Below are 4,730 nucleotides of genomic sequence, written 5' to 3' on the forward strand. Positions count from 1 at the left end.
TTCGAGTATTATAAGATCTTTTATTATGTGGCAAAATACCACAACTTTACCAAGGCGGCCCAGGCGTTAAACAACAGTCAGCCTAATATTACCCGGGCCATGAACTGTCTGGAACAGCAGTTAAATACCACTTTATTTATCCGTACCAACCGCGGCGTACAGCTCACTCCTGAGGGAGAACGGCTTTATATCCATGTGCTAAGTGCAATGGAGCAGTTCCAGGCAGCAGAAGAGGAACTGGCCGACAGCTCCGGATTATCCCACGGAAGTGTAGCCATCGGTGCCAGTGAAACTGCCCTCAATATTTTTCTGCTGGATAAATTAAAAAGTTTTCACATAACTTATCCTGGAATCCGGCTGAGGCTGTACAACCATTCCACACCGGAAGCCATTGAATCAGTTAAGAGCGGAAAGATTGATTTTGCAGTAGTTTCCACTCCGGCAGAGGTGGATTTCCCATTGAAACAGATCATGCTCATGCCGTTTCAGGAGATTCTGGTTGGAGGCACTACTTTTACCGCCCTTAGCAGTCAGGAGCTTTCCCTTCGGGAAGTAAAGAACTATCCGCTGATTTCTCTTGGGCGAGAAACTATGACCTATAAATTCTACAACAGTGTATTTTTATCACATGGTCTGGATCTTTCCCCGGATACGGAAGCTGCCACTGCGGATCAAATTCTGCCTCTGGTAAAATGCGAGCTTGGGCTTGCCTTTTTGCCCCAGCCGATGGCAGCACCATCCCTTCTGAAAAAAGAGATCGTACAGATCCCATTAAAAGATGAAATTCCGGAGCGCCAGATCTGCCTGGTGTATGATAGCCAGCATCCTATGGGAGCTGCGGCAAGGGAATTAAAAAATACCATTCTATTAGGGCATGTATAAAAACAGCGTATGGAAAAAATTTTGGTAATTAGAAAAAACTTGGAGAAAGTACTTTATGGATTACATAAAAGAAGCGAAAAAACTTGGTTTTTCAAATACGGCAATCATGGACACAAAAAAACTCGTATTCAAACCGGAATACCGAAAGTTTTGTGAAGAAAATCAGTGTGGATGTTACAACGTGAATCCAGCATGTCCACCTGAATGCGGAACGGTAGAATCTATGAAACAAAGGGTATTATCCTATGAAAAAGCGCTTATTCTACAGACGATACAAAGCAAGGATATGGACTATAAAATGGCGAAGCTTGCGCACAATAAACTCACCGAACAGTTGGCCTCTAAAATAATGGAATCTGGAAATACCGACCTGCTGATCATGTCCGCTGGTCCTTACAGGCACTATTCCTGCCTGTCCGCCTACTGTGTTGATGCCCAGGAAATGGCAGATGCGGTGGGAATGACCTGCTGGGGGACCGATGATAAGATACGGTATTTTTCACAAATTTTATTTCATGGAAACTTGTAATGGAAAACACTTACAACGGTCTGTGATATGGCAGACATAAAAATATGATATGAAAAAGAAATCTCTCATCCTATTGCGGTATGACTATAACAATGCTATAATCCCTCCCGAAAAGAGACAGGTACAGCTCTCATTATGATCCAAACAGAAAAAGAGGCGTTTTAGTATGAAAACAGTTTTACCAAGAGAACAAGCTGTAGAAGATATTTTTTCCAGAATCCTGGCTTCCCCGGAGGCATCAGGAAGGCTTCGGAAAGTGTTTTACCAATATCTGGATGATGAACATATGCTGGTGGATGAGAATCCGGACCACTTTTTGCAGGTGCTCTTTCACGCTTACCAGAATGGGGATGTAAGTGCACTTCTTCTGGAATTGTGTGGAAAAAGTATGTTTGATCTGCTCCGCGAAGCCTACCTGATTCCAAGAAAATTCCATGGAAAAGCAGGAGAGAACCCGGTTCTTCTTACTAATGTGGAAGGAGAGCTTCTTCCAGAAGCAGGGAAGATGGTTTCCGCTCATGAATACGGAAAATTTAAAGAGACATTTGACAGGCATGAGTGTGTACCCAGGTCCGGGCTTTACCTTGCAGATGGATATGACATTGTACATTCTTACACGGACGGACTGGAAATTAAAGAAGAAAAAGAAGAACGCCAGCGTGGAATCTTGATCCTTTATGCACTCCCGGATACCTGTAAGCTGGGTCTTACAGAAGCCCAGACTTATGCCGTTGTATGGAAGACTTTCCAGGAAATCCAGCAGGCAGCACCGCATGCCGTCGTATTCTATGGACAGGAGACCGGTATAAAAAAAGAAAGTCCCGATAAACCCTTTGATGAGCTTGGCGTTCTCCTTCCTATCCATGAGTTTGAGAAGAAAATGCTTCAGCGCATGGAGGAAATTGATGGAATCGTCCTTGCCTGTAGGGAACGGATGATGGAACAGGCTGGAAATGACAGCCTGAAATTATAATGAGACTTTTTTGAAGGAAGTGGCTTTATGCAGTTGGAGAGGGTCAGAAAAAATCACATGGACGTGGAGTGGCATGAATACACCGATGAAAATGGCAAAAATACTCCCGTTATAAATGCGAGCATCACGGAAAAGGCTTCCATTATAGGACGTGTAGGGATTATGTTTTTATCCTGTGGAACTGGAGCATGGAGAGTCCGAAGCTCTATGAATGCCCTGGCGGAAGCGATGGGGATTACCTGCACCACAGATATCGGGCTGATGTCCATTGAGTACACCTGTTTTGATGGGGAAAACGGATTTACCCAGTCGTTATGTCTTACCAATACAGGGGTGAATACGTCAAAGCTGAACCGGCTGGAGCATTTTATCCGCGATTTTGAAACAGAGGGGAAAAATATGTCCGGGGAAGAGCTTCATAGCTATCTGGATGAGATTGAAAGAATTCATGGCCTTTATTCCCCGGTAGCCCTGGGGCTGGCTGCCGCCATTGCATGCTGTGGATTTACCTTTCTTCTGGGCGGAGGACTGGTAGAAATGTTCTGTGCTTTTGTTGGCGCAGGACTTGGAAATTTCTTTCGCTGTAAATTAACAAAGCATCATTTTACCCTGTTTCTTGGAATTGTTTCCTCGGTTTCTCTGGCATGCTTTGTATATGCAAGACTTTTGAAATTAGGGGAAATCCTGTTTGGGATTTCCATTCAGCATGAAGCAGGATATATCTGTGCCATGCTTTTTATCATCCCTGGTTTTCCCTTTATTACCAGCGGAATTGACCTGGCAAAGCTGGATATGCGTTCTGGCATGGAAAGGCTCACTTATGCACTGATCATTGTTCTGGTAGCCACCATGTCTGCCTGGATCATGGCTATGCTCCTTCACCTGCAGCCAGTGGATTTCATAAAGATCCGTATGTCTGCTGCAATGTGGATCCTCACACGGCTTGCTGCAAGCTTTTTCGGCGTGTTCGGTTTTTCTATCATGTTTAACAGCCCAGTCAGGATTGCCTGTTCTACGGCAGTACTTGGTGCAATTGCAAATACCCTCCGTCTTGAACTGGTGGATCTCGTAGCTTTACCTCCGGCAGTAGCTGCATTTATAGGGGCACTTACAGCCGGACTTCTTGCCTCCCTTTTGAAAAATAAGGTGGGTTATCCAAGGATTTCCGTGACAGTGCCTTCCATTGTGGTCATGGTACCGGGGCTTTATTTATACCGTGGATTTTATAACCTTGGAATCATGTCCTTATCCGTTTCTGCATCCTGGTTTGCAGCTGCGCTTCTGATCATTGCATCGCTTCCGCTTGGACTAATCTTTGCAAGGATTTTAACAGATAAGACGTTTCGGTATTGTACCTGACTTGATTCGTGCTCGTAACAAAGACCGTAATAAATGTGATTGGTGAAATTGTGAAAAGGATATCTGATATTTTCTTTTGACCGGTGATTTTGACCTTACAGGCATTGACTGAGAACCGATTGGAAATATGAATGATATGCAGAATCATGTACTGCCGTATTTGCAGAGTTTTTGCAGTCTGGAAGAAAAAGGTGTGAAGGAGAGACGAGAACAGCAGGTGGCAGAGAAAAATGAGAGCAGAGAAGCTGTGCCAAGAGCTGGCCTTGAAGCAAATACAGCAGTTAAGGATGAAGGAAAAGCTGAAAGAAAGGCAGTAACACAGAAAAAGGCAATGCCAGGAAAAGAAACTGTCGATTCATGAACGTTTAGAAATCAATAAGAGAATTATCCAGGAAAAGCAGGGAAAAGATAAGCCGGAGAGAGAAGCTGATTTGGGTGTAAGGACAGTGTAGAATAAGTATAACGAGTCGGAGGTCATGAAGATTATTGTGACCTCCGGCTTTTTGTAAATTGTTAAAAGAATTATATTGTTATATGATTTCGTAAGTGATATACTTAAACATAAGGAAAACCGTGTGAAATTACAGTTTGCTTTTTGCACGGTTTCTTTTATACATGACAGTTAGTTGAATCTAACAGCAGAACGACGTGAAAGTACTTTTGACTATACAGAAAGGAATACATAATGCTAATAAATGTCTCAGGGACAGCACTCGAATATCGGTACGCTTTTCTTTGCACTTGGATTTAGTTTGATGATGATCCTGGATGTGGCACCGGGGTAAGAGGAGAGGAATGATTCTTATGAGAATATTGATTTATGGTGCTGGTGTGATTGGATCCTTGGAGAACTACCAAACGATGATATTTATGATTTTGTCTTGCTTACTGTCCGGGAAAACCAGCTGTATGAAGCACTTACTGAATTGAAAAATAATAAAAGTAATACGATTGTTACAATGATAAATTCACTGGACAGTTACAATA

5 protein-coding genes and 1 pseudogene are annotated in these 4,730 nt (G+C 43.1%); all 6 read left to right on the forward strand.

What is annotated here, in order from left to right:
• The coding region (locus AB5618_RS21110; protein WP_368367045.1) for a LysR family transcriptional regulator at positions 1–882 on the forward strand (882 nt) is incomplete at its 5' end.
• Between the two features lie 55 nt (positions 883–937).
• Positions 938–1,411 carry a DUF2284 domain-containing protein gene (locus AB5618_RS21115; protein WP_148462556.1) on the forward strand — a complete coding sequence of 158 codons (474 nt, stop codon included), beginning with the start codon at positions 938–940 and terminating at the stop codon, positions 1,409–1,411.
• 166 nt (positions 1,412–1,577) lie between these two features.
• Complete coding sequence (locus AB5618_RS21120) at positions 1,578–2,384, forward strand: DUF4866 domain-containing protein (RefSeq protein ID WP_148462555.1); 807 nt, start codon at positions 1,578–1,580, stop codon at positions 2,382–2,384.
• Positions 2,385–2,411: 27 nt separating this feature from the next.
• Positions 2,412–3,743: a threonine/serine exporter ThrE family protein gene (locus AB5618_RS21125; RefSeq protein WP_173770449.1), complete on the forward strand. Its 1,332-nt coding sequence runs from the start codon at positions 2,412–2,414 to the stop codon at positions 3,741–3,743.
• Positions 3,744–3,879: 136 nt separating this feature from the next.
• Positions 3,880–4,104 carry a hypothetical protein gene (locus AB5618_RS21130; RefSeq protein ID WP_180006324.1) on the forward strand — a complete coding sequence of 75 codons (225 nt, stop codon included), beginning with the start codon at positions 3,880–3,882 and terminating at the stop codon, positions 4,102–4,104.
• 334 nt (positions 4,105–4,438) lie between these two features.
• Positions 4,439–4,528: pseudogene (locus tag AB5618_RS21135) on the forward strand (ZIP family metal transporter); the annotation flags it as partial.
• Positions 4,529–4,730: the final 202 nt, after the last annotated feature.

The sequence above is a fragment of the Ruminococcus sp. J1101004sp1_RTP21198st1_B9_RTP21198_201120 genome, from assembly GCF_040924245.1.
GTDB classification, from domain to species: Bacteria; Bacillota; Clostridia; order Lachnospirales; family Lachnospiraceae; genus Blautia_A; species Blautia_A faecis.

Bases quoted from the DNA above. Each gene is read 5' to 3' on its own strand.
- AB5618_RS21115 (WP_148462556.1), top strand. From the start codon at position 938: ATGGATTACATAAAAGAAGCGAAAAAACTTGGTTTTTCAAATACGGCA.
- AB5618_RS21120 (WP_148462555.1), top strand. From the start codon at position 1,578: ATGAAAACAGTTTTACCAAGAGAACAAGCTGTAGAAGATATTTTTTCC.
- AB5618_RS21125 (WP_173770449.1), top strand. From the start codon at position 2,412: ATGCAGTTGGAGAGGGTCAGAAAAAATCACATGGACGTGGAGTGGCAT.
- AB5618_RS21130 (WP_180006324.1), top strand. From the start codon at position 3,880: ATGCAGAATCATGTACTGCCGTATTTGCAGAGTTTTTGCAGTCTGGAA.